The organism is Actinoplanes sp. GCM10030250 (assembly GCF_042666575.1).
Lineage (GTDB): Bacteria > Actinomycetota > Actinomycetes > Mycobacteriales > Micromonosporaceae > Actinoplanes.
Window position 1 is genome coordinate 90,694 of the sequence record NZ_JBHTDO010000033.1, and the last position, 25,331, is coordinate 116,024.

Annotated in this window: 18 protein-coding genes; 12 read left to right on the forward strand and 6 right to left on the reverse strand. The window is 72.5% G+C overall.

Going from position 1 to position 25,331, the window contains the following annotated elements:
* Positions 1-72 precede the first annotated feature (72 nt).
* Positions 73-3,387 carry a BTAD domain-containing putative transcriptional regulator gene (locus ACFQV6_RS33405; protein ID WP_378031641.1) on the forward strand — a complete coding sequence of 1,105 codons (3,315 nt, stop codon included), beginning with the start codon at positions 73-75 and terminating at the stop codon, positions 3,385-3,387.
* On the opposite strand, the gene ACFQV6_RS33410 is transcribed toward ACFQV6_RS33405, so the two are convergent.
* Together ACFQV6_RS33410 and ACFQV6_RS33415 are read right to left on the reverse strand one after the other, a co-directional pair.
* A complete protein-coding gene (locus tag ACFQV6_RS33410; protein WP_378031642.1) occupies positions 3,326-3,979 on the reverse strand; it encodes a hemerythrin domain-containing protein in 654 nt (217 codons plus the stop codon). The two genes, ACFQV6_RS33405 and ACFQV6_RS33410, sit on opposite strands and share 62 nt — an antisense overlap.
* Before the next feature lie 134 nt (positions 3,980-4,113).
* On the reverse strand, positions 4,114-5,403 hold the full coding sequence (locus ACFQV6_RS33415) for a delta-60 repeat domain-containing protein (RefSeq protein ID WP_378031643.1): 1,290 nt from the start codon (positions 5,401-5,403) through the stop codon (positions 4,114-4,116).
* Positions 5,404-5,668: 265 nt separating this feature from the next.
* On the opposite strand from ACFQV6_RS33415, the gene ACFQV6_RS33420 reads away from it, so the two are divergent.
* From ACFQV6_RS33420 to ACFQV6_RS33435, 4 genes are all read left to right on the forward strand, one after another.
* Positions 5,669-6,154 carry a hypothetical protein gene (locus ACFQV6_RS33420; RefSeq protein ID WP_378031644.1) on the forward strand — a complete coding sequence of 162 codons (486 nt, stop codon included), beginning with the start codon at positions 5,669-5,671 and terminating at the stop codon, positions 6,152-6,154.
* 37 nt (positions 6,155-6,191) lie between these two features.
* Positions 6,192-8,762 carry a tetratricopeptide repeat protein gene (locus tag ACFQV6_RS33425; protein WP_378031645.1) on the forward strand — a complete coding sequence of 857 codons (2,571 nt, stop codon included), beginning with the start codon at positions 6,192-6,194 and terminating at the stop codon, positions 8,760-8,762.
* A 160-nt stretch (positions 8,763-8,922) separates the two neighbouring features.
* Positions 8,923-10,614, forward strand: coding sequence for a DEAD/DEAH box helicase (locus tag ACFQV6_RS33430; protein ID WP_378031646.1), 1,692 nt, complete (start codon positions 8,923-8,925; stop codon positions 10,612-10,614).
* 258 nt (positions 10,615-10,872) lie between these two features.
* A complete protein-coding gene (locus ACFQV6_RS33435) occupies positions 10,873-11,346 on the forward strand; it encodes a cell division protein FtsX (protein ID WP_378031647.1) in 474 nt (157 codons plus the stop codon).
* Between the two features lie 203 nt (positions 11,347-11,549).
* On the opposite strand, the gene ACFQV6_RS33440 is transcribed toward ACFQV6_RS33435, so the two are convergent.
* Complete coding sequence (locus ACFQV6_RS33440; RefSeq protein ID WP_378031648.1) at positions 11,550-12,251, reverse strand: phosphatase PAP2 family protein; 702 nt, start codon at positions 12,249-12,251, stop codon at positions 11,550-11,552.
* 39 nt (positions 12,252-12,290) lie between these two features.
* Positions 12,291-13,454 carry a nitrate/nitrite transporter gene (locus ACFQV6_RS33445; protein WP_378031649.1) on the reverse strand — a complete coding sequence of 388 codons (1,164 nt, stop codon included), beginning with the start codon at positions 13,452-13,454 and terminating at the stop codon, positions 12,291-12,293.
* Between the two features lie 66 nt (positions 13,455-13,520).
* Between ACFQV6_RS33445 and ACFQV6_RS33450 the strand changes: the two genes are divergently transcribed.
* The 7 genes from ACFQV6_RS33450 (at position 13,521) to ACFQV6_RS33480 (ending at position 23,314) form a co-directional block, all read left to right on the forward strand.
* Positions 13,521-14,438 (forward strand): ABC transporter ATP-binding protein, encoded by a 918-nt coding sequence (locus ACFQV6_RS33450; protein WP_378031650.1) that lies wholly within the window; start codon positions 13,521-13,523, stop codon positions 14,436-14,438.
* Positions 14,435-15,094, forward strand: coding sequence for an ABC transporter ATP-binding protein (locus ACFQV6_RS33455; RefSeq protein WP_378031651.1), 660 nt, complete (start codon positions 14,435-14,437; stop codon positions 15,092-15,094). Before ACFQV6_RS33450 ends, ACFQV6_RS33455 begins: the two co-directional genes overlap by 4 nt.
* The gene (locus ACFQV6_RS33460; RefSeq protein ID WP_378031652.1) at positions 15,088-18,219 is read left to right on the forward strand and encodes an ABC transporter permease; all 3,132 of its coding nucleotides are present in this window, start codon (positions 15,088-15,090) and stop codon (positions 18,217-18,219) included. Before ACFQV6_RS33455 ends, ACFQV6_RS33460 begins: the two co-directional genes overlap by 7 nt.
* Entirely contained in the window at positions 18,216-20,951 is a 2,736-nt protein-coding gene (locus ACFQV6_RS33465) for an FtsX-like permease family protein (protein WP_378031653.1), read from the forward strand. Before ACFQV6_RS33460 ends, ACFQV6_RS33465 begins: the two co-directional genes overlap by 4 nt.
* 82 nt (positions 20,952-21,033) lie before the next feature.
* Positions 21,034-21,423, forward strand: coding sequence for a GntR family transcriptional regulator (locus ACFQV6_RS33470; protein WP_378031654.1), 390 nt, complete (start codon positions 21,034-21,036; stop codon positions 21,421-21,423).
* Positions 21,420-22,301, forward strand: coding sequence for an ABC transporter ATP-binding protein (locus ACFQV6_RS33475; RefSeq protein WP_378031655.1), 882 nt, complete (start codon positions 21,420-21,422; stop codon positions 22,299-22,301). Before ACFQV6_RS33470 ends, ACFQV6_RS33475 begins: the two co-directional genes overlap by 4 nt.
* Positions 22,298-23,314 carry an ABC transporter permease subunit gene (locus ACFQV6_RS33480; RefSeq protein WP_378031656.1) on the forward strand — a complete coding sequence of 339 codons (1,017 nt, stop codon included), beginning with the start codon at positions 22,298-22,300 and terminating at the stop codon, positions 23,312-23,314. Before ACFQV6_RS33475 ends, ACFQV6_RS33480 begins: the two co-directional genes overlap by 4 nt.
* A gap of 144 nt (positions 23,315-23,458) precedes the next feature.
* Here ACFQV6_RS33480 and ACFQV6_RS33485 read toward each other — a convergent pair whose 3' ends face one another.
* Both ACFQV6_RS33485 and ACFQV6_RS33490 read right to left on the reverse strand, forming a co-directional pair.
* On the reverse strand, positions 23,459-24,679 hold the full coding sequence (locus tag ACFQV6_RS33485; protein ID WP_378031657.1) for an acyltransferase family protein: 1,221 nt from the start codon (positions 24,677-24,679) through the stop codon (positions 23,459-23,461).
* A gap of 125 nt (positions 24,680-24,804) precedes the next feature.
* Entirely contained in the window at positions 24,805-25,173 is a 369-nt protein-coding gene (locus ACFQV6_RS33490; protein ID WP_378031658.1) for a VOC family protein, read from the reverse strand.
* Positions 25,174-25,331 lie beyond the last annotated feature (158 nt).

Sequence of the window (25,331 nt, forward strand, 5' to 3'; positions counted from 1 at the left end):
GGAGGGCCGCCTCGTGCCCGGCCGACCGGTACCGTCGGTGAGGCGACCAGCGCCACCTGCAGAAAGAGCACCGTGTTCCTCTCCGTTCTCGGTCCCCTGCGCGTCACCGTGCAGGGCGCCCCCGCCGACCTGGGCGGGCCCCGGCAGCGGGCGGTGCTCGCCCGGCTCGCTGTCGCCGGCGGTGCCGTCGTCTCGACCGACCGGATCGTCGACGACCTGTGGGGCGGCGCCGACGTGCCGGCCCGGGCCCTCGCCACACTCCAGGTCCACGTCTCACACCTGCGCCGCGCGCTCGAGCCCGGCCGGCTCCGCCGCACCCCCGCGTCGGTGCTGATCAGCGCCCCTCCCGGATACGCCCTCCGGCTCCCCGCGTCCGAGGTCGACGCGTGGCACTTCGACGACCTGGTCCGCCGCGCGGCAGGAACCGAAGACGGCTCGGTTCACCGCGCGGCGGGAACCGAAGACGGCTCGGTTCGCCGCGCGGCGGGAACCGGACCAGCCGAGCAGTTGCGCCTGCTGGACGAGGCTCTGGGCTGCTGGCAGGGCGATGCGTACGCCGAGGTAGCCGACGAGCCGTGGGCCGTACCCGAAATCGCCCGCCTAGCCGAACTGCGCCTGCTGGCCGTCGAATCCCGGGCCGAGGCGCAGCTAGCGCTCGGCCGCCCCGCCGCCGTCGTCGCCGAACTGGAGCGGCACCTGCACGACAACCCGGGCCGCGAGGGCGCCGTACGGCTGCTGGCCCTCGCCCTGTACCGCTGTGGCCGCCAGGGTGACGCCCTGGCCGCGCTGCGCCGCACCCGCGATCACCTCGCCGACGAGCTCGGCGTCGACCCCGGTCCGGTGCTGCGCGCCATGGAGGCCGACATCCTGGCCCAGGCACCGGACCTGGACGCACCCGCCGCACGCCCGGAGCCGATCCTGCTCCGCCGCGAGTCACCGGCCACCCTGGGCCGCGAGACCGAACTGGCCGCCATCACCGCGGCGGCCGGCGAGGTCACCCGGCACGGCGCCCGGATCGTGCTGATCGGCGGTGACGCCGGCGCCGGCAAGACCACCCTCGCCGAGGCCGCCGTGGCAGCGCTGACCGGCGACGGCTGGCACGGCCGCCGCGGGCGCTGCCCCGAGGTGGCCGGCGCCCCTCCCGGCTGGGCCTGGTCCGAAGCCCTCGGGTCGCAGGTGCGGACGACCGGCTCGCCGAACCCGTTCGAACTCGGCCGCACCATCGCCGCCTCGCTCGGCACCGGCCGTACGGTCGTCCTGCTCGACGACGTCCACCGCGCTGACGACCTCACCCTGCAACTGCTGCGGCAGGTCGTCGCGCTGCTCGCCGAGTACCCGGTCCTGATCCTGGTCACCTACCGCACCGGCGAGAGCGGCGACGACAGCGGCGACGAACTCGAGGCGACGGTCGGCGCGCTGCTCGGCTCGACAGCCGCCCACCTCGTGCTGCGCGGCCTCGACTCCCCCGCCGTGGCGGCCCTGGCCCGGCAGCACGGGCTCGACGAGGCCGGCCCGGAGCTGCTCGCCATGGTCGCGGAGCGCACCGGCGGGAACCCACTGTTCGTCCGGGAACTGGCCCGTCTGATCGCCGCCGAGGGCACCGGCGCGGCGGACAGCGCTGTGCCCGCAGGCGTACGCGAAGTCCTGCGCCGCAGAGTCGCCCGGCTGCCCGACCCGGTGGCCATGACCCTTCGTCAGGTGGCGGTGCTCGGCCGTGAGGCCGACCTCGACGTGCTGGCCGGCATCGCCGGGCGCGACCCCGACGACCTGCTCGACTACCTCGAGGCCGCCGTGCTGGCCGGTCTGCTCGACGAGCCCGCGCCCGGCCGGGTCCGTTTCACCCACGCGCTGGTCCGCGACACCCTCTACGACGACACCCCGCTGCTGCGCCGGGCCCGGCTGCACTCCCGGGCGCTGGCCGTGCTCGCCGATCACGCGGACGCGCCGACGCTCGCCCGGCATGCCTGCGCCGCCGCCGGCCCGGCAACCGCGCAGGAGGCGATCCGCTATCCGGTGGCCGCCGCCCACGCCGCGGAGCAGGCCGGATCGTGGCGGGAGGCCGCCGCCCAATGGCGGGAGGCGTTACGTCTGCACGCGCTGGCGGGCACCCGGGCGACCGGCTCCGCGGCCGAGCTGCTGGCGTCGGCGGTGACCGCGCACGCCCGGGCCGGCGACGTGATCCGGGCCCGGGCCATCTACCTGGACGCGCTGGCCGGGCACGACGACATCGCCGTGCTCACCGCCTGGGACGCGCCGCTGATCTGGACCACCCGCGACGGCCGCGAACCGTCACACCCGGCGATCACCGCGATCCGCCGGCACCTTGCCGGTGACCTTGCGGACGACACCCGGGTACGGCTCCTGCTGGCGCTCTTCCGTGAGCTGGAGGGCTACGACGAGGCCGAGGGGCAGCAGGTCAGCGCCGAGGCCCTGGCGCTGGCCCGCGGCGTGGACGACGCCCGCCTGCTGTGTGCGGCGCTCAACGTGCGGGCCTATGCGGCTCTCGGCCCCGACCTGCGCGAGGAGCGCCGCAACGTCGCCGAGGAGTATCTGACCGTCGCCGCAGCAGCGGGCCAGATCGACCACGAGGCCGTCGCGCACTGGCTGTTGTTCCTCGACTCGGCGGCGCGTACCGACCTGGCCGGTGCGCGCGCCGAGATGGGGTTGGCCGTGGCCCGCTCGACAACCGGGCAGCTCAGCGGCCTGCTCGCCGTCGTGGGCATCTTCACGGCGCTGCTCGAACTGCTGGCCGGCCGCGTCGGCGAGGCCCTGGACCGCTACGCCGAGGTCAGCCGCCGGCTGGCCGAGCACGGCGCGCTCAACGGCGCCGCGATGGCCACCGTCGGCCGGATCGGTGCGGCGATGAGCAATTTTCAACCTGACATCGGGCCCGAAGCCGCCGGGCCGTTGTCCGGCGCCGGCAGCCCAGGCCCTCGCCACGTTGAAAACGGCTCAATGGTCCGGGGCGACCTCGCCCACCTGCGCGAGGAGCTGGTCGCGGTCGAGGCCGCGTACCCGGGCCGGGTCACCGATCCGCTGGTCCTGGCCCTGCTCGACGCGGGCCTGCCCGACCAGGCGCGGCAGGTCTGGGCCGGCCGTCTGCCGATCGACCGCAACTACTACTGGCTCGGCTTCACCACGCTGCGCGGGCACGCGGCGGCCCGGCTCGGCGACCGGGAGACCGGCGAACAGGTCTTCGCCGAACTCCTGCCGTTCGCCGGCCGGATCGCCGGGCTCGACTCGGGCACGCTCTACGCCGGGCCGGTCGACGCGGCCCTGCACGCCCTGTCCGGCGACCCGGCCTACGCCCGATCCGCGGCCGAGCTCACCGCGCGACTCCGAACACCCGAGCCTCCCGGCGGCGGAACGGCAGCGGCATCAGTTTGATCATCAGGGCGATCGGGATGCCGCCCTCCCTGCGCGCCTCGGCCAGCTCGTCCGGGGTGCTCACGGCGAGGATCCGGGGCACCTCGAAGCTCATCTTCGCGCCCCGCCCGCGGATCTCGGCCTCGACCCGGTTCCACTCCTCGTCCGACACGTACTGCTTGATCAGCGGCACGATCGTGCGTTCCTCGTCGGCGATGTGCTCGTGCAGGGTGTCCCGCAGATCGGCCAGGTCGGCGGCCAACTCGGGCGACACCGTGTGCACCGACTTCAGGGCTGCCGCGCCGGCCCGGATTCTGGCCAGCTTGGGGTCGAGAACGGCGTGGTCGTCGGTGAGTTCGGTCAGGTCGACGTGCGCACCTGCCGCGCGCTCCAGCACCGGCCACAGCACCTTGTCCTCGGCCTCGTGATGGTGGTGGATGCTCTCGCAGAAATCGGTGAGGTAATCGGCGATGGCCGCGGCGCGCTTGCGGTCCAGCTTGTGGCTGTTCACCGCGAAACCGGCGGCGAGACTGGCGGCGAGGGCGGCGCAGCGGTCGAGGTCGCGCAGCATGGCGCGGTGGGCCAGGAGAAGGCCGGTGGGCTCGTTGTTCATGCCGACACCGTGCGCCGGTGCGCCTTCAGCTCACCTAAAGATCACTTAAAACCTTATTTCTGTACGCCTACGTGCTCGCTTCCTCCGGACAGCGACCGACCCCCGCCGGGGGCCGGCCGCCGATCAGATCGGGACTACCGCCGGTACCGGGCGACCGCGAAGTCCGTGTCGGTCATCTCCAGCGACGGCCCGTAGGCGACACCGCCGGCCAGCAGCGTGCCGTCGGACTGCACCACCACGTCGTTGATCTCGTCAACGTTGCCCGCGAAGTCGGTGACGGCCTTGCCACCGTCGCCGAGCGAGGTGTCCAGCGAACCGTTCAGCCGGTAGACGGCCACCGCGAAGTCGTACGACCCGCTCCCGGTCGCGGATCCGCCAACGATGAGCCGGTTACCTCGTACCGTCACCGCTCGCGCCTGGTCGGCGCCGCCGTTGATGTCGGTGACCACCCGCCCGCCCGCGCCGAAGCCGGTGTCCAGCGTGCCGTTGGTGTTGTACCGGGCCAGCGCGAAGTCGGTCGTCTCCTCGGTGATGACCTCGCCGACCGCGACCAGCTTGCCGTCGGCCTGGATCGCCAGATCGAGGGCCCGGTCGGTGGTGTCACCGAAGTCGGTGGTCACCTGGCCACCGTCGCCGAAGCTGGTGTCGAGGGTGCCGTCGGTGTTGTACCGGGCCAGCCAGAAGTCGTAGCCGACGCCCGAGCTGTCGCCGGCGACCACCAGCTTGCCGTCGGCCTGGAGCACGGCCGACATGGCCTCGGCTCCCCCGCCGAACTCCGTGACGACCTTGCCACCGTCACCGAAGCTCTCGTCGAGGGTGCCGTCAGCCAGGAACCGGGCCACCGCGACGCTGGTCACGTACGTGTCCACCGCGATCGTGTACCCCACGGCGAGCAGCTTGCCGTCGGGCTGCCGGACCAGATCCTCCGCCACGTCGTGCCCGCCGAACCCGGTGGTCACCTTCCCGCCCGTACCGAAGCCGGCGTCCAGCGTGCCGTTCGCGTTGTACCGGGCGAGCGCGAACTCCGGGTCGTCGCCGCTGGGCTGGAACGCCTCACCCCCGGCGACGAGCTTGCCGCCGGGCAGGGCGACGAGCGCGTTGACCCGGTCCGTACCGTCGAAGAAGTCAGTGGTGACCTTGCCGCCGGTCCCGAACCCGGCGACCAGCCGTCCCCGGCTGTCGTAGCGGGCCAGCCCGAAGTCGGTGACGGTTCCCCCGTTGTCAGTGCTCCTCCCAGCCGCACCGGCGGCAACGAACCCGCCGGTCTGCGTCACCAGCGCGTTGATCTGGTCAGCCGAGTCCGCGAAGTCAGTAGTGATCTTCCCGTCGGTACCGAACCCACCGGGCGCCGCATACGCCGCCGCCGGCAGCCCGATCAGCACTGCACCCGCCATCGCACCCGCAGTCAACAACCTGGTCCGCATGCATTTCCTTCGCTCGAGGGACATGAGGCACGGCCATCGGCCACCGAACATCCACAGCAGACCAGCGGCCGAACCGGCCCCGATACAATCACGCCCCTCGACGTGCTGCCACCCCGTGCGTGTGAGCAGGCCTCGCTTTCGGCACCGGCGGCCGCCGGACTGGTTCTCCCCGAACGGGTGACCGGATCGCCCGGATTTGCCGCCTGATTCCTAGACTGGCCCTGCCATCCGCGCAGGAAGGTCTGGCGCCGGGAGGGAGATGGTGATGCCGCGGCACAACGAGCGGTGGATCTGGGCGGGCCGGGCGGTATTTCTCGCCGTACTGGCAGGGCTGGTGCTCTACCTCGTCGCAGCCGGGCTGGAGGAGGCCGACAAGACGGCGAGCGCGATCGGTGCGGTCGTCGCTCTGGCCGCCTTGGGCGCTCCCTATCTGTTGCCCCGGGCAGGTCCCGAGCCGTTCCGGCTGACACCGTCCGCCGCAACGTCCTCCTCGGGCTCCTCGGGCTCTTCGGGCTCTTCGGGCTCCTCGGTGGATGCCGCGGGTGCCGGCTCGGTCGCGGTCGGCGGTGAGAGCACCGCTGAGATCAGCACAAGCGTCCACCGCATCCAGGATGAGAACACCGGACGGCGCGCACCGTCCGGTGAAGTGATCGCCGGCGGGGCCGGCTCGGTGGCGCTCGGCGGCAGCAACCACGCGCCGATCCGTACATCCGTGACTCGCGAGGATTCGGATGGCGTTGCGCCCCGATAGGCTCCCGAGCAATCAGCCCTCCGGCGCGACTCCGAGCGTGCGGGCCTCAGGAACCGCCGCGGTCGCGGTCGGCGGGGACGTCAACGCGCCGATCACCACGCACTACACGACGACGGCCCCGCCGATCCCGGTGCGCTGGCCGGTCCGGGTCGGTTCGGTACCGGAACTGGCCTCGGCGTTCCAGCCGCGCACCGGAGTACGCGATCAAATTCGGACGGCCCGCGAGCACGGCGTCGCTGTGGTGCTGGTCCAGCCCGAACCCGCGTCGCGGGTCCGGGTCCTGTCCGGAGGCGGCGGGGTGGGTAAGTCGCAGGTCGCTGCCTGGTTCGCTCACGAGGCGGCTGACGGCGGAGCCGCCGGCCCGGCCGCTGACGGCGGAGCCGCCGGCCCGGCCGCTGATCTGGTCATCTGGGCCGGCGCGCGATCGCAGGAGGAGATCGTCTCGGCGTACGCCCAGGCGGCGCACCGTGTGCAGGCACCCGGGTTCACCGGTACCGATGTGTTCGCCGACGCCCGTTGTCTGCTGGAATGGCTGTCCGTCACCGAGCGTCGCTGGCTGATCGTTCTCGACGACATCACCGACCCGGCGCACCTGACGCGCTGGTGGCCGCCGCACCGCACCGCCACCGGCTGGACCCTGGCCACGACCCGGCTGCGGGACGCGACCCTGGCCGGCTCCGGCCGCGTCACCGTCGACATCGACGTCTACCGGCCCGCCGAGTCCTGCGCCTACCTGACCGAACGGCTCGGCATCGCGGGCAAGTCACGTCTGCTCGACGGGACGACGGCCCAGCTGGCAGCGACCCTCGGTCATCTCCCGCTCGCGTTGTCCCATGCGGCGGCGTACCTGATCAACGAGGACGAGACGGGCAGCAGCTACCTGACCCGGTTCGACTCCGGCCTGCACCGGCTGCACGACCTGATGCCGTTCGACGCCGACGACTACGGCCGCCCGGTCGCGGTGGCGCTGCTGCTCGCGCTGGACGCGGCAGCGGCCGCGGATCCGGCCGGGCTGGCCCGCCCCGCCCTCGCCCTGGCCGCGGTGCTCGACCCGCACGGTCACCCCGAGAGCCTGTGGTCCACCGATGCCGTCCTCGCATATTTGACCGCCCACCGGGACCGTGCGCCCTTAGAGCCGGTCACCGCCGATCAGGCCCGCAAAGCTCTCCGGCTGCTGCACCGCTACGGCCTGCTGAACCATGCGGCACAGTCCGGGCCGCGCGGCGTACGCATGCATGCCCTGACCGCACGGGCGGCCCGTGAGTTGACCGACCCGTTCCTCGCGGCGAATGCCGCGGCGGACGCACTCCTCGCTGCCTGGCCGGAGGACAACCGCTTGCCCACCGCCACGACCGAGGCGTTGCGGGCGAGCGTCGCGGTTGTCCGGGGAATCGCCGGTGACACGCTGTGGAACCCGGAGTATCACCCAGTGCTCAACAAGGCCGGCGACAGCCTGCTCACCGAGGGTCTGTACGAGGCGTCGGCAAGCTATTGGCAGACGCTGACCGAGCAGGCAGAGCGCCTTCTCGGCCCCGACCATACCGACACCCTCACCGCTCAGATGCGCCTGGCGGTCTCTCTGTGCCGGTGCGGGCGTACGGGCGAAGCCACTGTGATCGGCGAGCGGGCTGCCGCCGGCTGGGACCGGGTGTCGGACCCGGAGCATGTTCCCGCCATCACCGCCCGGCTCCACCTCGCCGTGACCTACCGGAATGCGGGCCGTACCGCGGAGGCCATCACGCTGCTGGAACAGGTGGTTGCCGCATTCGGGCGGACGGAAGGGCCCACCGCCTGGATGACGCTCACGTCGCGGACCGACCTCGCGATCGCCTACCGGGACGCCGGCCGTGTCCACGAGGCAATCGCCATCGAGGAACAGGCGGTGACCGATTTCGAACAGCAGTTGGGCCCCGCCGACCTGGAGACGCTCAAAGCGCGCAGCATGCTCGCGTCGCTCTATCTACTGGCCGGGCGATGGGACGAAGCCATCAGGATGCAGACGGAAGCGGCCGCCGGGCTGAGCGAGCTGCTAGGCCGGCACCACCCGACCACGCTGATCGCCCGCAGTTACGTGGCCGTCTCGCACATGTACACCGGCCAGGTGGCCGAAGCCGTGACCCTCAGCCAAGAGGTCGCCACCGACACCGAACGAGCTCTCGGCCCGGAACACCCGGAGACTCTGACCGCGCGCGGCAATCTCGCTGCCGCCTATCTGAACGCGGGGCAGGCCGAGGCCGCCGTCACGCTGACCGAGCGCGTGAGCCTCGACGCGAAACGGCTGCTCGGTCCCCGTCATCCGCTCACCCTCACGGCCGGCAGCCTCTTCGCCAGGGCCTATCTGCAATGCGGCGACCCGGAACGCGCGATCGCCGTAGGGCAACAGGTCGCCGACGACGTAGAAACCCTGTTCGGGCCGGATCACCCGAACCTGATCCAGACACGTGCCGTTATTGCGGTCGCCTACCTGATGACCGGCCGCACTGCTGACGGCGTCGCCCTGGCGGAGCGGACCGCCGCCGACAGCGAACGGCTGCTCGGCGCGGATCACCCCGACACCGCCTCTTTGCGCCTCCTGCTGACCACCGTCCGCGAGCGGACCTCCCGCTGAGATCCTTCACGCAAGATCGTCGGCCGCCATGAACCACCATCTCACAGCTGCTCAGGACACCTCCCCCACGGCGGGACCGGAATGTCGCGGTGCGAGATCAAGCACACGCTCGCACGCCCCGTGAGTCGCGGCGTCCGGGACTTCTCATATGGTTGTCACCATGGAAAACGATCCGTTCGAGCCCGACGCGGGGTTCGCCGGGCTGGGGTTGCGGGCGGAACTGCTCCGTGCTTTGACCAACCTCGGCTACGAGGAGCCCACGCCGATCCAGCAGGAGGCGATCCCGCCGCTGATTGCCGGCAACGACCTGGTCGGGCAGGCGGCCACCGGCACCGGTAAGACGGCCGCGTTCGCGTTGCCGCTGCTCCAGGGGCTGGTCCCCGCGGCGAAGGACGCCGGGCCGATGGCGCTCGTTCTCGTGCCCACCCGCGAACTCGCCGAGCAGGTGTCCCAGGCCGTCCACCGGTACGGCCGTGACCTCGGTGTGCGGGTGCTTCCGGTCTACGGCGGACAGCCGATCGGGCGGCAGTTGCAGGCGCTGCATCGTGGTGTGGACGTCGTCGTCGGGACACCGGGACGGGTGCTGGACCACATCGAGCGGGCCACGCTGCGGCTCAGCGATGTGCGCACTGTCGTGCTCGACGAGGCCGATGAGATGCTGGACATGGGCTTCGCCGAGGACATCGAGGCGATCCTGGCCGAGACGCCGGACACCCGGCAGACGGTCCTGTTCTCCGCGACCATGCCGCCCCGCATCGACAGCATCGCCCGCCGCCACCTGCGCGAACCGGTGCGGATCACGATGGGCCGCAAGGGTGTCGAGCCGGGCGAGATCCCGCTGGTCAGGCAGAGCGCCTACATCGTCGCCCGGGCGCACCGGTCGGCCGCCCTCGGGCGGATCCTCGACGTGGAAGCGCCGACGGCGGCGATCGTCTTCTGCCGCACCCGAGAAGAGGTCGACCAGGTCACCGAGACCCTCAACGGGCGCGGGTACCGGGCGGAGGCCCTGCACGGCGGGATGAGCCAGGACCAGCGCGACCGGGTGATGGGGCGGCTGCGCGCCGGGAGCACCGAACTGCTGGTCGCCACCGACGTGGCGGCCCGTGGCCTCGACGTGGAGCAGTTGACGCACGTCATCAACTTCAACGTGCCGGTGGCGCCCGAGGCGTACGTGCACCGCATCGGCCGGGTCGGACGGGCCGGTCGTGAGGGCTCGGCCATCACCCTCGCGGAGCCGCGCGAGCAGCGCATGCTCAAGGCGATCGAGCGGCTCACCGGCCAGCGGATCACCCTGGAGAAGCTTCCGACGGTCACCGACCTGCGGGCCCGGCGGCTGGAGGTCACCCGTACGTCGTTGCAGGCCAGCCTCGAAACCGACGACCTCGAGCGGTTCCGGGTGGTCATCGACTCCCTGACCGACGAGTTCGACGTCGAGAACATCGCCCTCGCCGCCGTGAAGCTGCTGCACGAGGCGGCCGGCGGCGACCGCGAGGAGGACGAGATCCCCTCGCCGGCGCCCCCGAGCCGCAACTCCCGGGACCGTGACCCCCGCGACCGGGACCCCCGGGACCGTGACAACCGCCCGGGCGGCGGCAAGCGCGACCAGGCCGGGGTGGCCCGCCTGTTCTTCGGCATCGGCAGGCGCGCCGGAATCCGCCCGCAGGACCTGGTGGGCGCCATCGCCGGCGAATCCGGCATCAGCGCCCGCGAGATCGGGGCGATCCAGATCACCGACCGGTTCTCCCTGGTGGAAGTCCCCGAACCAGCCGCCGAGATGGTCATCGAGGCCATGCAGCGCAGCACCATCCGGGGCCGCCGCCCAACAGTCCGCCGGGAACGCTTCGTCCGCTAGAAATCCCGCCGCGGGACACCTCTCACGCCCAGCCCGCCCAACCAGCTGGCCGTGAGAGGTGTCCCGAAGGCCGCCAGACCCCCCTGACAGCCAGCCCGACCAACCAGCTGGCCGTAAGAGGTGCCTCGGAGGGCGCCAGACACCCCTGACAGCCAGCCGGGCCGGGCTACGGGACGAACGGGCGAACGGGCGAACGGGCGCGGAACATTCGCCGCCTCGGATGTAGGAGATCATCTTCTGCGGCTACCGTTCTCTGCCATGCGACTGTTGAAGGTCATTCTCGTGGCGCTGTTCGCCGTGGTGGCCGCGGCCGGCTGCATCCCGTTCCAGGATTCTCCCGAGGAGAAGGTCGAGAAGGCCCTCGACGAGAACGCCGGCTTCTCGGTTTTCCTGGACAGCGAGGCGACCGTGCAGCAGAGGTCCGGCGTGCGTGCCTGGCTCGAGGCGCAGCCCGGCGTCACCGAGATCAGCTTCCAGGACAAAGCGGCGGCCTACGAGAAGGCCAAGGAGATCTGGGCCGACGACGAGGAGTTCGTCGAGTCCATCAACGAGGACTCCCTGCCGGAGTCGTTCAAGCTCAAGGTGAAGGACGCGGCCACCGCCCGCGAGATCCGCGACGGCGCGGCCGGTGAGGAGCTGGAGGCGCTGCCGGGCGTTCAGGAGGTCGTCTACCTGTGCACCACCGTTGCGGAGTGCCAGAAGATCCACTCCAGCCCGAGCCCCACAAACTGACCACCGCCCCGAGACACCTCTGAGAGCCAGCCGAACCAACCAGCTGGACGTGAGCGGTGCCTCGAACGCCCGGAACACCCCTGAGCGCCAGCTGGACGTGAGCAGTGCCTCCAACGCCGCAACACACCCCTGAGCGCCAGCTGGACGTGAGCGGTGCCTCGAACGCCGCAAGACCCCGCTGAGAGCCAGCTACGTTCGATCACTCAGCGGGCGGCGAGGGCGCGGGGGCGAATGCGGTTGAGGAGGACGGCGACGGCGATCGAGGCGAGGAGCAGGGCCGCGCTTCCGGCGATGTCGAGTACATAGTGGTTGGCCGTGATCAGTACGTCCGCCACCATGCCGAGCGGGAACAGCCACGGGACCAGCGCCAGCCGCGGGTGGGAGGTCCGGAGGGCGGCCCACAACGCGTACGCGCACCACGCCGAGAACCCCACGTGCAGGCTGGGCATGGCGGAATAGACGTTCTGGTCGCTCGGGGGCCTCACGATGTCGTGTTCGGCGATGATGTCGACCATGCCGGGCAGGGCGGTGCGCGGGGGTGACATCGGCACCGCCAAGAAGATCGGCAAAGCGAGGGCCGTCATCGCCAGCAGCACCCGGCGGACGTGGGCGTAGACATCAGCACGCCGGAGGTAGATCCAGACCAGCGCGCCGATGATCGGGATGTAGTACAGGCGGTAGTAGTACACCGACGGCGGGATCAGGAACGGGTGCGCGACGAGCCACGAGTTCGCGGCAAGCTCGATGTCCAGGTGCAGAGCTCGTTCCACGGACTGCAAGGTCAGCGCGTTGGCATCGGCACGAGCACCGACGCCCCGGCCGACTGCCACATGGGCGCGGGTGAAGAGGAAGAACCACAGCAGCAGCCCGATCACTTCGAGAACAGGCCCCCGCAGTCGGCTCACCAGGTCACCATAGCGCCACCCCGCTGATGGGCGTCGATGTCACACCGGCGAGGGCGCGCTGACACGCGCGCGCACCGAGATCGTCAGTGCCAGCAGCGCGCCGGCGACCAGGACGGCCATCGCCGGGCCGTACCCGCCGGTGCGGGAGAACGACGTCGCCAGCATCAGCGGGGTGAGGAATCCGGTGACGCCGCCCGCCGCGCTGATCACCCCGGTGATCAGGCCGACCAGTTCGGCCGGGGCCACGGCACCGATCTGGGCCACTACCGCGGTACCGGACACACCGATGCCGACCGCGACAACCGGGAGCACGCCGGCCAGCAGCACCGGCAGCGGTGGCGTCGTGGCCTGGATGGTGACGGCGACGGCCATGGCGGCGAACGCGACGGCGAGCGGGCGTGTGTGGCCGAGCCGGTCGGCGAGCCAGCCGCCGACCGGGCGCATCAGCACGGTGGTGACGACGAAGGCGGCCATCACGTCGCCGGCGCGGGCGGGTGCCAGGTCGTAGGCGTTGCCCAGGTAGACCGGCAGGACGGTGGAGAACGTCACGAAGATCGCGAAGCCCACGGCGTACCAGAGAATTGCCTGTCTGGTGATGGTGAGCCGCAGCGCGGCAGCAAGCCGGTGCCCCACCTTGGTCGCGGCCCGGGTTCCGTGCGGGGCGTCGCGCATCACGACGATGACGACCAGGCCGAGGAGGGCGAGCGCGAGCGCGGTGGTCAGGAAGGGAGCGGTCATTCCGTACGCGGAAGCGAGCCGCACAGCGGTGAGCCCCCCGATCGCGCTGCCGCAGAGGCCCAGTCCCAGGATGCCGATGGCGAGGCCGCGACGGCTGGGGAACCAGGCGCTGACGAACGGTACGGCTGCCGCGAACGTGCCGCCGGCGACGCCCAGCAGACCGGCGGCGGCGAGCAGAGCGGCCGGGGATCGCCGACCCGCCGTCGCCAGGATCAGCAGAGCGGCTATCGTCACCGCGATGATCAGCAGGAACACCGTGCGGGCGCCGAACCGGTCGCTCAGCGCACCCGCCGGGATCCTGCTGAGCGTGCCGACGATCACCGGCAGGGCCACCAGCAGGGCCTGCCGTAACGGGGTCAGCCCGGCAGCGTCGCTCAGCAACGGTGCGAGCGGTGCGAGCAGGGACCAGGCCCACGTGGTGAGCAGGTACGCGGAGAGCGCGAGGACGAGCATTCGGCGCGGCACCGTCTTATTGACGGCGACGGCGCGGCAAGTTACAACACCGGCGCCAAGATCGGACGAAGGAGAGCGATGACCACGCAGCTGTCGCTGCCGGAGCCACCTCCCAAGGCGGCCGAGTTCGGCCGGGATTCGCTGATCGTCTGCGAGAACCTGGTGCGGATCTATCAGACCGGGTCGATCGAGGTGCAGGCGCTGCAGGGCCTGGACCTGACGGTGGAGAGCGGTGAGATGGTCGCCGTGGTCGGCGCCTCCGGGTCGGGCAAGTCGACGCTGCTGTCGATCCTCGCCGGGATCGACGCGCCCACCGCGGGACGGGCGCGGGTCGCCGACGCGGACCTGCTGGGGATGTCGCGCACCGACCGGGTGCGGTACCGGCGCAGCACCGTGGGGTTCGTGCGGCAGCAGACGGCGAGCAACCTGGTGCCGTACCTGACCGCCCGCCAGGTGGTGGATCTGCCGATGGCGGCGGCCGGCACCCCGGCCCGTAAGCGCGGGGCGCGCAGCGGCGAGCTGCTGGAGGCGCTCGGCGTCGCGGACTGCGCCGACCGGCGGCCGACCCAGATGTCCGGTGGGCAGCAGCAGCGGGTCGCGATCGCTGTGGCGCTGGCCAACCAGCCGCGGGTGCTGCTGGCCGACGAGCCGACGGGTGAGCTGGACACCACCACCTCGGCGCAGGTCTTCGAGGCGTTGCGGCACGTGAACCGGGAGTTCGGGGTGACCGTCGTGGTGGTGACCCACGACGCGGAGGTGAGCGGGCAGGTGGAGCGGACCGTGGCGATCCGGGACGGGCGTACGAGCAGTGAGGTGCTGCGCCGCACCGCGACCGCGGAGGACGGTGGCACCCACGTGATCGCTGAGGAGTACGCGGTGATGGACCGGGCCGGGCGGGTGCAGATCCCCCGTGAGTACCGGGAGACGCTCGAGCTGACCCGGCGGGTGCGGCTGGCCCTGGAGTCCGACCACGTGACGATCAGGCCGGACGCATGATCCTCCAGGTTCGTGGTGTCAGCCGCAGCTTCGGCGACGTGCAAGCGGTCCGTGACGTGTCGTTCGACGTGGAGCCCGGCAGCATGGTGGCGCTGGTCGGCCGGTCCGGTTCCGGCAAGACCACGCTGCTCAACGTGATCGGCGGGCTGGACCGCCCGGACACCGGCACGGTGCTGGTCGACGGTGCGGACGTCACCGCGCTGGACGAGGACGGCCTGTCCCGGCTGCGGCGGGAGAAGGTGTCGTACGTCTTCCAGACCTTCGGCCTGATCCCGGTGCTGTCGGCGGCGGAGAACGTCGGCGCACCGCTGCGGCTGGCCCGGATGCCGGCCGCCGAGCGGGAGCGCCGGGTGGAGTTGCTGCTCGCCCTGGTCGGGCTCGGTGAGCACGCCCGGCAGCGGCCGGGTGAGATGTCCGGCGGCCAGCAGCAGCGGGTGGCGATCGCCCGCGCGCTGGCGGCCTCGCCGCGGCTGCTGATCGCCGACGAGCCGACCGGGCAGCTGGACGCGGAGACCGGCCGGTCGGTGATGGCACTGCTGCGCGGCGTGGTGGAGTCGGAGGGGGTCACCGCGCTGGTGGCCACCCACGATCCGGTGATGATGGCGCTGGCCGACCGGGTGATCCGGATCAGTGACGGGCGGCTCGAGGGGTGCTGACGCTGCTGGGCGGCCGGGCGCGGGCGCAGTGGCAGCTCCTGGCGTCGCTGCTGGCGGTGGTCACCGTCGGTGCGACGCTGCTGGGTGTCTGCGCGCTTCTGGTGACGCGTACGGCCGAACAGGCACTCGAGGTCGCCGCCTCCCGAGCGGTTCCGGAGGACATGGAGGTCACCGCCTACACGGTCACGATGACCGCCGAGGACGCCCGCTCGGTCGCCGACGACACCCGTACCGTGCTGACCGAGACGCTCGCTCCGTTCACCGCGCAGACCGCCGGCCGCGCGTCGTCGATGATCCGGCGGCTGCCCGGCTCCGCGAACTCCGTCGGATACCTGTCGGGCGTGGAGAACCTGCCCGAGCGGTCCGAACTGGCGGCCGGGCGCTGGCCCGAGGCCGCCGGGGAGACCGTCGTGCTGGAGTCGACAGCCCAGCTCCTCGGCCTGAAACCGGGCAGCCCGGTACGCCTGGGTCCGGAACTGACCCGCGAACCCGCCGGGCCGATCGGGCTGCGGGTGGTCGGAGTCGTCCGCCCGCTGGCCGGCACCGGCTGGGACCGTGACCCGCTCGGCGGCGCCGGCTACGACCTGGCGTACCGCGACGGCAGCTCGGTGAAGCCGTCCCGCGCGTACGGTCCGTTCCTGCTCCGCTTCGACGACCTGCTGGCCTCCGGTTCGGAGATCAGCCGCCTGGAGATCACCGCCCGTCCCGACCTGTCCGCGCCGGACCGCGCCGACCTGAACGCCGTGACCCGGTCGGTCCGCGAGGCCGACGGCCACCTGACCCGCATACTCGGCGAGCGGGTGCAGATCGAGCGGATCGCCTCCCGCTGGCCGGCCACCATGGCCGCCGCCCGCGACCAGCAGGACGTCACCAACGGCGCGGTGCTCGCCGTGGCGGTGCTCGGCCTGGTGCTGACCGGAACCGCGCTGGCCCTGGCCGGCCGGCTCACCGCCGACGTCCGCGCGAGCGAGACCGCCCTGCTGTCGGCCATGGGCACCGGTACCGGACGGCTCGCGCTGGTCGCGACCGCCGAGGCCGGTGCGCTGGCCGTGCTCGCCGCGGCCCTCGCGATCCCCGGTTCGGCGCTGCTGCACGCGGGGCTCAGCCGCCTGCAGCCGATGTCCGGCGCCGGGCTGACCACCGACCCCGGTGTCACAGCAACCCAGGTCGTCGCGGTCCTGGCCGGCGCGGTCGTGCTCGCCGTGCTGCTGGTGGTCCGCGCGATCCGCCCGGCCCCCGCCGCCGGGGAACGCACCCGCCGGGATCTGCTGGCCCGCTCCGGCACCGACCTGCTGCTGGTCGCGCTCGCCGTGGGCGGGTGGTGGCAGCTGCGGTCCCAGCCGGGCGGCTCGGCACCGCAGGTCGACGCCGTACGCGTCCTGGCTCCCGCCCTGCTCCTGACCGCCGGTGCCGCCCTCGCCCTGCGCCTGGTCCCGCCCGCGCTGGCCGCCGCCGACCGGCTCGCCCGCCGCGCCGGTGGCCTGTCGGTGCCGCTCGCCGTCGCCGAGGCGGCCCGCCGCCCGCAGGCCACCGCCGCCGGGCTGCTGATCACCCTGGCCTGCGCCGCCGGCACGTTCGGGGTCGCGTTCGACGCCACCTGGAGCCGTTCGCAGCACGACCAGGCGAGCCTGTCGGTCGGCACCGACCTGACGATCGCGCTGGCCTCCGCGCCGGTCGCCGGGCAGGGCGCCGCTGTCCAGGCCGCGCTCGGCGGCACGGTCAGCCCGGCCACCGACCGCGGTATGTCGGTCGGGCAGTGGCTCGGCGGCAGCGGTGACCCGCCCCGGCTGGTCGCTGTCGACGCCGACCGCGCCGGGGAGCTGCTACGGGGCAGTCTCGACGGCGGGCGCGGCTGGGCCGAGGTGGGTGCGGCGCTCGCCCCCGCGCAGAAGGTGCAGGGCGTCGCCGTGCCGTCCGGTGCGGCGCTCACGCTGACCGGCACGGCGAGCGGCACCGCCGGGCTCCTGGTGACACCGCGGCTGCTGCTGGAGGACGCCACCGGGCTGCGGACGACCTGCCCCGGTACGCCGATCCCGCTCGACGGCAAGGCCCACCGGCTCACGCACTGCACCGCCGCGGACGGGCTCAAGCTGGTCGCGGTGTCGCTGCCGATCACCGGCGACGCCATCGGCTGGGAGGCCGTCGGCACCAGCGAGGTCGCCGTCACCCTGAGCGTCCCGGGCGCCGGATCGGCGGGAACCTGGACGGCCACCTCCGCCCAGCCGATGGCCGAACAACTCCACGATCCGGCGGTGAGCGTCACCCCCGGCGCCACCGCCACGAAGGTGCGGATGACCACGTCAGTCGAGCTCGGCGGCCCGATGGAGGCGGCCCGGCATCTCATCGCCACCGCGTGGGCCGCACCGGAGGCGGTGCCGGTGGCCGTTTCGCAGCGGTTCGCCGACGAGATCGGTGCCGGCCCCGGTGACCGGGTCGACGTCGCCGTCGACACGACGGCGGTGCCGCTCGTGGTCACCGCCGTGGTGCCCGCGGTGCCGTCGGCACCCGGTACGGTCGCCGCCCTCGCCGACCTGGACACCCTGTCGCGGGTACTCGCCGTCCGCGGCGAGCTGGAGTCGCCGGTGGACGCGTGGTGGGCCGGGCACCCGTCGGCCCAGGACGCCGCCGCGGGCCTGCACCTCGGGCCGGTCACCACCCGCGACGCCGAGATCGCCCGGCTCAGCTCCGGTCCGGTGCCGTCGGTGCTCCCGGCGGTGCTGCGGATCCTCGTACCGGCCGCGTTCCTGCTGCTGCTCGCCGGGATCATCCTGCACGTGACGTGCGATCTGCGGGCGCGGGCCGTCGAGGTGGCCCGGCTGCGCGGTCTGGGGATGACCCGCCGGGAGGTACGGCACACCCTGCTCGGCCAGCACGCCGTGGTGCTGCTGCCGATGGTCCTGGCCGGCGCCCTGGTCGGCGCGTTCGGCACCCGGCTCATCGCGCCGCTGCTGGTCCGCTCGGCCACCGGCGCCGCACCGATGCCCGGCGTGGTGCCGCTGTGGCCGTGGGCCGCCGAGGCCCTGGTGGTCGCCGTGTTCCTGGCGGCCTGCACCCTGGCGGTGAGCCTGGTGGTCGTCATCCAGTCCCGGCGTGCCGACGCCGCACACCTGCGGGTGGCCTCATGATCACGCACCGGCTGCACTGGGCGAGCATCCGTGGCCGGGCGCGCGCCGACGCCTGGCCGCTGCTGCTCTGCGCGGCGGTGGTCGCGCTGGTCAGCATGCTGGGTGCGGCGGTGCCGGGCCTGCTGCGGGCCACCGCCGACCAGGCCGTGCGGGAGGCGATCCGCAACGCCGGTGACAATGCCGACGTCACGGTGCGGGCGAACTGGCCGCCCGACTGGGGCCAGACCGGCCGCGAGCGGGCGCCGTTCCTCTCCGAGGACCTCGACTCGTTCCGGGACCGGGCACTCACCGACCTCGGCAGTGATCTGCGCACGGTGCTGAACCCGCCGGTCACCACGGCGGTCAGCACGACGCTCAACGTCACCGACGGCAGTGTTCTGCGGACCTTCCAGGTCGCCTACCTCGACCGGGGCTCCGGTCCCGCGGTGACCTGGACGTCGGGGAAGGCGCCCGGTCCCACGAACCAGCAGGACCGGTTCCTCACCGTCCCTTACGAGGGCCCGCCCTGGCCGGTCCAGGTGGGTCTCTCCGAGACGGTGGCCGAGGTCATGGGTGCGAAGCCCGGGGACCGCCTGTCGCTCAAGGACGAGCAGAAGAACCCCAAAGATGTACGGGTGAGCGGCATCTTCCGCCCGGACGACCCCGCCGACCCGGCCTGGCGGCTCGCTCCCTGGCTGTTGGAGCCGATCAACCGGGCGGGCGCGGCCGGCTACACCCGGTTCGGTGGGCTGCTCTCCGCCGAGTCGCTGCCCGACGCGCGCCTGGCCTTCGACGACGACAACTTCCATCGCGCCGTCTCGTTCACCCCCGACCCGGAGGTGGTGACCTGGGAGGCCGCGCGGGAGCTCGCCGCGAGTGCTGTCGCGTTGAAGGCCGCCTCCGCCACCTCGGGCGAGATGGACGCCGAACCGGCCTGGAACACCCAGCTGGACGCGGTGCTGCGTGACGTCGCCCGGCAGGTCGACGCGGCCTCCGCGCAGGCGTCGGTGTTGCTCACCGCCGTGCTGACCGGTGCGGTGCTGGTGCTGCTGCTGGCCGCGGACCTGCTGGTGCGGCGGCGCACCGCGGCCCTGGCGATCGCTCGCCAGCGGGGCACCGGTCTGCCCACCCTCAGTGCTGAGCTGCTGCTCGAGTCCACCGTGGTGGCGGTCGGCGGTGCTCTCGTGGGTGTGGCGTTCGCCCGTACCGTCGTCTCTGCCGTGACCTGGACCTGGGTCCTGCCGGTGGTGATCGCCGCTGCTCTCGCCGCACCTGCCCTGGGTGTGCTCGCCGCCGCCCGCGCCACGCGCGACCGCCGCGCACCCGCCAACCGGGCGGCACGCCGTTGGGCCCGGCACACCGAGTTGCTGCGCCGCGCCGCCGCCGAGATCGCCGTCGTGGCCGCGGCTGCCGCCGCTTTCGTCACCCTGCACCAGCGCGGGGTCGTTCCGGCGATCCCCGGCCAGATCGACAGCGGCGCCGGCCTGCCGGCGAGCGCACCCACCCTGGGCGTCCTGGTGGGTGCGCTGGTCCTGCTGCGACTTCTTCCCTGGGGTACGCAGATCGCGTTGCGGGCCGCGCTGCGCTCCACGCGCCCGCTGGCGGTGTTCGGTGCCGCCCAGGCCGCCGCGACGTCCCGGCGTGCCCTGCCGGTGCTCGCGCTGGTCACCTCCGCCGCGCTGGCCTCGTTCGCGCTGACCGTGCACTCCACGGTCGAGAGCGGCCTCGCCGACGGCGCGTGGCACACGGTCGGCGCCGACGCCCGCCTGGACGCCGCCCTCAACGGATCCTCGGCCGGCACCTCCGACGCCGACGAGGCCTTCGCCGGGCTGGCCCAGCAGCTGGCCGCCGCGCCCGGAGTCCGCCACGCGGTCGCCGGCCTGGTGACGAGCACCGAGCGGATCGTCACCGACGACACCACTGTCTCGCCGATCCTGGTCGTGGTCGACACCGCCGCCTTCCGGCAACTGCTCGCCGACACCCCGCTGCCGGCTCTCGCACCGCTCGGGGCGTCCGGCGACGGCGCCGTTCCCGCGCTGGTGCGCTCCGGCGACGGCACGCTGCGGCCCGGCATCGGTCTGGACCTGCTGCGGGAGGCCAACAAGTCGATCCGCCTGACCGCGGTCGGCACCGCCCCGCCGGTCGGCGGAGCCACCGACGTCGTGCTGGTGGATGCCGCGGCGCTCACCGCCGCCGGTGTCGAGACCACGCCGAACACGGTATGGGTGACCGGTCCCGGCGCCGAGCGTGCCGTCACCGGCGTCAAGGTCCCGTCGAACGCGGTGGTCCGCGCCGACGTCCTCCAGGCTCGCCGCGACTCACCGCTGGTCGCCGGCCTGCTCACGCTGGCCTGGGCCGCGGCGGCGACGCTGCTGGCGCTGGGCCTGCTCGGGCTGGCCCTGGGCGCGGCCGCCGGTGCGCCCGGCCGGTGGGAGACCCTGACCCGGCTGCGGACCCTGGGCCTGCGCCCGCGCGACGCCCGCCGTGTCGCCGCGGGCGAGGTGGTGCCGGTCGTGGCGGTGGCCGCGGTGGCCGGGCCACTCTTCGGGCTGCTGCTGGCGCACCTGACCTTCGGCCCGCTGGTGCTCCGGATGCTCACCGGTCAGGCCGGTGAGCCTGATCTGACACCGCCGTGGCTGCCGCTCGCCGCGGTGACGGCGTCTTTCCTGGTGGCGGTGGCCGTGGTGGTGCCTGTCGAGTCGGCCCTGCGGCGCCGTAGCCGGCTCAGCGAGACACTGCGCGTCGGCGGATAGGCGGTCGTCACTCGATCCGGGGTGGCGGCCGCCATCTTCTTGCCTCTATTGTACTAGGCAACTAGTGAAATGAGGTGACGACGTGATCGAGTTCCACCTGGACTCGCGCTCCGGTGTCGCGCCCTACATGCAGCTCATCCAGCAGGTGCGGCACGCGCTGCGGCTCGGTGTCCTGCACGAGGGCGACAAGCTGCCCACTGTCAAAGAGGTGGTGGCCCGGGTCGCGATCAACCCGAACACGGTGTCGAAGGCCTACCGCGAGCTGGAATACGAGGGCCTGGTCACGGCCCGTCCCGGCCTCGGCACCTTCGTCACGAGGACGCTCGGCGCCGCCTCGCTGAGCAAGCACGAACCGCTGCGGCGCGACCTGGAGCGCTGGCTGTCCGAGGCCCGCGAGGCGGGCCTCGACGACGAGAGCATCGAGGCGTTGTTCCTCAGTGCGTTCCGGACGTTTTCGGAGGCCCGAGCATGACTAGCGCACTCACGGCGGTGGGTCTGACCAAACGGTACGGCCGGCGCACCGCCCTGTCCGACTGCACCCTCGACATCCCGGCCGGCCACGTCGTCGGCCTGGTCGGCCCGAACGGCGCCGGCAAGTCCACGCTGCTCCAGCTGGCGTGCGGGCTGCTCGATCCGACCACGGGGCGGATCGAAGTGCTCGGCACCAAGCCGGTCAGCGGCTCACCGCGGGTCGGCTTCGTCGCACAGGACACCCCGGTCTACGCCGGCCTCACCGTCGCCGAGCACCTGAGGATGGGCGCACACCTCAACCCCTCCTGGGACGCCGGGCTGGCCGACAACCGCATCGCCCAGGTCGGCCTCGACCCCCAGCAGAAGGCCGGCAAGCTCTCCGGCGGCCAGCGCGCCCAGCTCGCCCTGACCATCGCCGCCGCCAAACGGCCCGACCTGCTGCTGCTCGACGAACCGGTCGCCGCCCTCGACCCGCTCGCCCGCCGAACGTTCCTGCAGGGCCTGATGGAGCTCACCGCGGAGCAGGGCATGAGCGTCGTCATGTCCTCCCACCTGGTCGCCGACCTGGAACGGGTCTGCGACCACCTGATCGTGCTGGTCAGCTCCCGCGTCCGGGTCGCCGGCGACGTCGACGAGCTGCTGGCCGGCCACCACCGCCTGGTCGGCCCCCGGCGCGACCCGGCCGGCCTGGGCGCCGGGCGCACCGTGATCGAGCAGAGCCACACCGACGTGCAGTCGACCCTGGTGGTCCGCAGCACCGCGCCGATCGACGACCCGACATGGCAGGTGGACCGGCTCGACCTGGAGGACATCGTGCTGGCGTACATGAGCGGGGACACCGGCAACGGGCCCGGCCGGGTGCTGGAGGGACAGCGATGATCTGGATGACCTGGCGCCAGTTCCGCAACCCGGCAGCCGTCACCGGCGGCCTGCTGCTCGCGCTGCTCACGGCTCTGGCGCTGACCTGGCCGCAGGTGTCGGACCTGGCCGGCCAGTCCGGGCTCACCGGCTGCCAGGGCGCCGCGTGCGGCCCCGCCGGCCGGACCTTCCTCCAGTCGCTGCACCAGGAGCTGGCGAACGACATCCACCTCGCCGCCATCGCGGCGCTGATCCTGCTACCCGTCCTGCTGGGCATGTTCTGGGGCGCGCCGATGGTGGCCCGCGAGCTGGAGACCGGCACGTACCGGATGGTCTTCAGCCAGACCGTCAGCCGGGGCCGCTGGCTGCTCGTCAAGCTGGTGATCGGCGGGGTGGCGGCGGCGCTCGGCGCCGGGCTGCTCAGCCTGACCCTGAGCCGCTGGGCGCAACCGATCGACGTGGCATCGGCCGACCGGCTCAACCCCCTGGTGTTCGGCGCCCGGGGGCTGGTGCCGGTCGGGTATGCGGCGCTGGCGTTCGTGGTGGGGGTGACCGCGGGGCTGCTCCTGCGTCGAACGCTCACCGCGATGGTGGTGACGCTGGTCGTGGTGGTGGGGCTGCAACTCGCCGGGTCGCTGGTGCTGCGGCCGCTGCTGGCGGACCCGGCCACCACCACGCTGCCGCTTCCGGTCGACGGGCAGTTCGGAATCTCGATGAACGTCGACTCCAAGGAGATGCACATCCACGTCGAACCCGAGCTGAGAGGCGTGTGGATCCTGTCGAACACCACGATCACCCCGTCGGGCGCGGAGTTCAAGGGGCCCGCGGACACCACCCGGTGCGGTCCGGAGGCGCCGCGCGATCACGAGACGTGCCCGGACTGGCTGGCGTCGCAGAACCTTCGGCAGGAGCTGACCTACGTACCGAACTCGCAGTTCTGGAGCCTGCAATGGCGTGAGTTCGGCGTGCTGGCGGGGGTCACGCTCGTACTCTCCTGGTTCTCGCTCTGGTGGATCCGCCGCCGCCTGCTCTGACCCAGCCGCCGTGGCGTGGGTGGGCGCGCACACAACGCGACCGTGCGCGCCCACCCACGCCGGGGCAGCAACCAGCTCGCACGCGACCTCAACGTGTGCGCCTACCCGCGCAGCGTTTCTCAATGTAGGGCTGCCGGATTGGCGTCAGGAGTCCTGAGACTGGAGGACTGGTTCGCGGGCCGGGCGGCTCGTGGCGGGGACGGGAGCGAGGGCGGGTGCGGGCGCCCGGATCGCGTTCCTGACGTCTGCCCAGGAGCGGAACGGCAGCTCGAAGACCTTGGCGAAGAACCACGCGCCGATCAGCGAGATGCCACCGGCGAGGACGGTCGTGACCGCGAACGCGGTGGTTCCGTGACCCAGTCGCGGTGCCACCAGTTTCAGGCTGATCGCGACCACGATCGGCAGGTGGATCAGGTAGAGGCTGTAGGAGAACGAGCCCAGCCGCCGCAACGGCGCCGAGTCGAGCAGCCGGACCAGCACGGCGGGCCGGCCGCTCGCGACCGCCAGCAGGAACAGGGTCATCGCCGGGACGACCGCCAGATCGACCCAGTAGTAGTGGTTGACCATCCAGCGCGAGCCCTGAACCAGGATGAGGGCTCCGGCGGGGATCGCGGCCAGCAGCGACAGCACGGCCCACGGCAGGCGGCGCAGACGGTCGCCGGCCGCGACCACGCCCGCCGCCACGACGCCGGCCGCGAAGGCCGGCACGAGATGCGGGGCCAGCCAGTTGTCGCCCTGCGGCGGTGACCCGTCGAAGACCACGAAACCGACCACGATCACCGGCAGGGTGACGGCGGCCAGCATCACGGCCGGCCCGAAGCGGCGGGACAGAAGCACCAGCAGCGGGAGTACGCCGTACAGAAGCGCCTCCACCCCGATCGACCAGAACGCGCCGTTCGGGGTGGGTACCGCGAACAGGTCCTGAAGCAGCAGCGTGTAGACCACCACCGACTCGGCGGTCGGCTCGGCGGAGTGTGGCTGGCGCACCACGGTCCATGCGATGACCAGGCTGAACGCCAGGGCGGCCCAGTAGGCGGGGAGGATCCGCCAGGCTCGCCGCCGGGCGTACCGGGTCAGGCTGCCCAGCTGCCAGTCGTTGCGGGCGGCCGCCAGTGCCAGCGAGAAGCCCGACAGGACCAGGAACAGCACCACGGACAGCCGGCCGAACCCGAGCCAGCTCAGCCAGTCGGGGCCGCGATAGCGGGGGAAACCGCGGAACGTGTACGCCCAGCAGTGGAACAACAGCACGTAGAGGGCGCAGAGGCCGCGCAGACCGTCAAGACCGGCCACCCGTTTCCGGTTCACCCCACAGTTCACGCACAGCTGGCTCAAATGGTTCGACGGCCGCACATCACGGATACGCATCGGCGCGCGCACTCTACGCAGCAGCCGGGTTCGCCGGGTTTCCGCGGTGACGGGCCAGGCCACCCCGGTCGGCGAGATCTCGTAGGATCCCCGCCCCCGTTGCCGGAGTGGCCGGGCAAAAACGGTCAGACTGCGGTGGAGAGGCAGAACGGGTGGCCGGCCGGGTCGAGGAGCACCCGCCACCTGTCCGGCTGGGGCTGGAACTCGGGCTTGGTAGCCCCGATGCCGATCACCGCCGCCTCCCCCGCGTCCAGATCGTCCACCCCGAACTCCAGATGCGCCTGCTTGGGCACGTCCGGCTCGGGCCAGGTCGGCGGCACGTACTTGTCCACCTTCACGAAGCCCATCGCCGTCGCCCCCGGCTCACCCAGGAACACGAAGTCCTCGCTGCTGTAGGTCACCTCCACCCCCAGCAGCTTGCTGTAGAAACCGGCGAGAGCCGCCGGGTCGTCACAGTCCAGCGAGATGCCGCCGAAGCGCGCGAGTGCCGTCATGTCGAATCTCCCATCAACAGGTTCGACAGCCACTCTGCCCGCCATGACTGACACCCTCTGTCAGTGAGCAATTTTCAACCTGGCATCGGGCCTGAGGCTGCCGGGCCGTTGTCCGGCGCCGGCGACCGGGGCCCTCGCCACGTTGAAAAAGGCTCAGT

Coding starts and splice junctions, on each gene's coding strand:
- ACFQV6_RS33435 (WP_378031647.1), top strand. CDS start 10,873: ATGCGACTGTTGAAGGTCATTCTCGTGGCGCTGTTCGCCGTGGTGGCC.
- ACFQV6_RS33455 (WP_378031651.1), top strand. CDS start 14,435: ATGATCCTCCAGGTTCGTGGTGTCAGCCGCAGCTTCGGCGACGTGCAA.
- ACFQV6_RS33415 (WP_378031643.1), bottom strand. CDS start 5,403: ATGCGGACCAGGTTGTTGACTGCGGGTGCGATGGCGGGTGCAGTGCTG.
- ACFQV6_RS33430 (WP_378031646.1), top strand. CDS start 8,923: ATGGAAAACGATCCGTTCGAGCCCGACGCGGGGTTCGCCGGGCTGGGG.
- ACFQV6_RS33465 (WP_378031653.1), top strand. CDS start 18,216: ATGATCACGCACCGGCTGCACTGGGCGAGCATCCGTGGCCGGGCGCGC.
- ACFQV6_RS33450 (WP_378031650.1), top strand. CDS start 13,521: ATGACCACGCAGCTGTCGCTGCCGGAGCCACCTCCCAAGGCGGCCGAG.
- ACFQV6_RS33485 (WP_378031657.1), bottom strand. CDS start 24,679: ATGCGTATCCGTGATGTGCGGCCGTCGAACCATTTGAGCCAGCTGTGC.
- ACFQV6_RS33410 (WP_378031642.1), bottom strand. CDS start 3,979: ATGAACAACGAGCCCACCGGCCTTCTCCTGGCCCACCGCGCCATGCTG.
- ACFQV6_RS33475 (WP_378031655.1), top strand. CDS start 21,420: ATGACTAGCGCACTCACGGCGGTGGGTCTGACCAAACGGTACGGCCGG.
- ACFQV6_RS33490 (WP_378031658.1), bottom strand. CDS start 25,173: ATGACGGCACTCGCGCGCTTCGGCGGCATCTCGCTGGACTGTGACGAC.
- ACFQV6_RS33480 (WP_378031656.1), top strand. CDS start 22,298: ATGATCTGGATGACCTGGCGCCAGTTCCGCAACCCGGCAGCCGTCACC.
- ACFQV6_RS33420 (WP_378031644.1), top strand. CDS start 5,669: ATGCCGCGGCACAACGAGCGGTGGATCTGGGCGGGCCGGGCGGTATTT.